The 1,961-nt window shown below is 62.5% G+C and carries 2 protein-coding genes and 1 pseudogene; 2 read left to right on the forward strand and 1 reads right to left on the reverse strand.

The genetic code is table 11. The features are described 5' to 3' along the window. The coding region (locus A6302_RS23775) for a hypothetical protein (protein WP_210183421.1) at positions 1–218 on the reverse strand (218 nt) is incomplete at its 3' end. Between A6302_RS23775 and A6302_RS20105 the strand changes: the two genes are divergently transcribed. Further along, on the forward strand, positions 174–881 hold the full coding sequence (locus A6302_RS20105) for a TerB family tellurite resistance protein (protein ID WP_069308497.1): 708 nt from the start codon (positions 174–176) through the stop codon (positions 879–881). The genes A6302_RS23775 and A6302_RS20105 overlap by 45 nt on opposite strands. After that, positions 869–1,629 (forward strand): annotated as a pseudogene (locus A6302_RS20110) (N-acetylmuramoyl-L-alanine amidase). The gene A6302_RS20105 and the pseudogene A6302_RS20110 overlap by 13 nt, the downstream one beginning before the upstream one ends. Positions 1,630–1,961 lie beyond the last annotated feature (332 nt).

Here is a 1,961-nt window from a genome sequence, read left to right on the forward strand (position 1 = left end):
AAGACAAACGTGCAAAAGCCGGGCTTTCGGGCTGTTTCTCCGCGCCGGACGGGCGAGAGTCCCGCCACCGCCAGCACCGGCACCGGCACCGGCGATGACATTTCCGTCACCTCGGGCAATTTCCACCGCCGGCCCTTGGCGCCCGGGGCTCCGTCACATACGATCCCATCATCATGACTCTCTGGTCTCGTCTTTCCGAACTCCTCGATCGTCTCCATGTGACGGACTACGTCGGGGCGATGATCGATCACGTCGTCGCCCTCGTGCGCGAGACCTTCGGCGGCGAAGCGCGCCGGCAGGTCGCCTTCACCGTGTCGATGATCGCGCTGGCGGCCAAGATGGCCAAGGCGGACGGGGTGGTCTCTGACAAGGAGGTCGACGTCTTCCGGCGGATCTTCGTCGTGCCGGACGACGAGAAGCGCAACGTGGCGCGGCTGTTCAACCTCGCCCGCCAGGACGTGGCCGGCTACGACATCTATGCCAGCCGGATCGAGCGCCTGCATTCGGGGGATCTCGTGATCCTCGAGGACATCCTCGATGGCCTGTTCATGATCGCCGGGGCCGACGGGCAGGTCCACGAGCGCGAGATCCTCTTCCTCGAGCATGTTGCCGCGATCTTCCGCATCCGGGCCCACGCCTTCGACCGCATCCTGTCGCGCCACGTCCACAGCGACGGCGGCGATCCCTATGTCGTGCTCGGCATTCCGCGCGGCACCCATCCGGCAGAGGTCAAGCGGCATTACCGCAAGCTCGTCATGGAGATGCATCCCGACAAGCTGATCGCCCGCGGTGTTCCGGCCGAGTGCGTGCGTCTCGCCACCGAACGCCTTGCCTCGCTCAACGGCGCCTACGAGCGGATCGAGAAGGAATTCGCCGTTTGACGGCGCAGGGCGCTCCGATCAAGGAACGCTGGTCTCCGAACCACGGCGAGCGCGCCGCAGGAACGCGCGTCGAGTTCGTGATCCTGCACTACACCGGCATGCCGTCGGCTCAAGGCGCGCTGGACTGGCTGTGCGATCCGCGATCCGGCGTCTCGTCCCACTATTTCGTCTTCGAGGATGGACGGACCGTCTGCCTGGTGCCGGAAGAGCGGCGGGCATGGCATGCCGGCGTCTCCCGCTGGCGCGGACTGGACGACATCAACTCCCGTTCGATCGGGATCGAGATTGCAAATCCGGGCCATGAGCACGGATATGTCGAATTTCCACCCGTACAGATTGAAGCGGTGATTTCGCTCCTGCGGGGGGTTGTGGAACGCAACCCGGTTTTCCACAGGGCATCCTTGCCCATTCCGACATTGCGCCGCAGCGAAAGGACGATCCGGGCGAAAAATTTCCCTGGGCCGATTTGCATAACGCCGGTCTCGGCCACTGGGTTCCCCCGGCGCCGATCCGAAGCGGCCGTTTTTTTCAGGTCGGTGATCGCGGCCAACCGGTCGAGGCGCTGCAGACGATGCTGGCGCTCTATGGCTATGACATTGAAGCCTCTGGGATTTACGACGACGCGACTCGGATCGTGGTCACGGCCTTCCAGCGCCATTTCCGTCCCGAACGGGTCGACGGCATTGCCGATGTCTCGACCATCGAGACCCTGCACCTGCTGCTGCGCAGCCTCCAGGCACTCCGCTGAGACGCACACGTCGGCGGCCGAAACGGTTCAACTCCGCCGCGCCCGACATTTTCTGGCCATGATTCGCCCTATGATGCCCGCCCTTTTCAAGTATATCTGCTGTTAATATTTGTTAATATGCAGTTAAGATTGACACTACTAAGTAGTGACCCATTTCCGCCCGATTTCACCCATAGCAAACACCCCATCATCATCAGGATCGGGTGGACAGTACGACATGAATTGTGAGTTCAACTCGCGGAAGACCGTTGCAGCGCTGACTGTAGCTCTCATCGGCTTTTCGACGTTGCCACAGGGGGCTTACGCCGCATCGAAGGACGAAGTGCGCGGCA

This window comes from Methylobrevis pamukkalensis, assembly GCF_001720135.1.
GTDB lineage: Bacteria > Pseudomonadota > Alphaproteobacteria > Rhizobiales > Pleomorphomonadaceae > Methylobrevis > Methylobrevis pamukkalensis.

Coding starts and splice junctions, on each gene's coding strand:
- A6302_RS20105 (WP_069308497.1), top strand. CDS start 174: ATGACTCTCTGGTCTCGTCTTTCCGAACTCCTCGATCGTCTCCATGTG.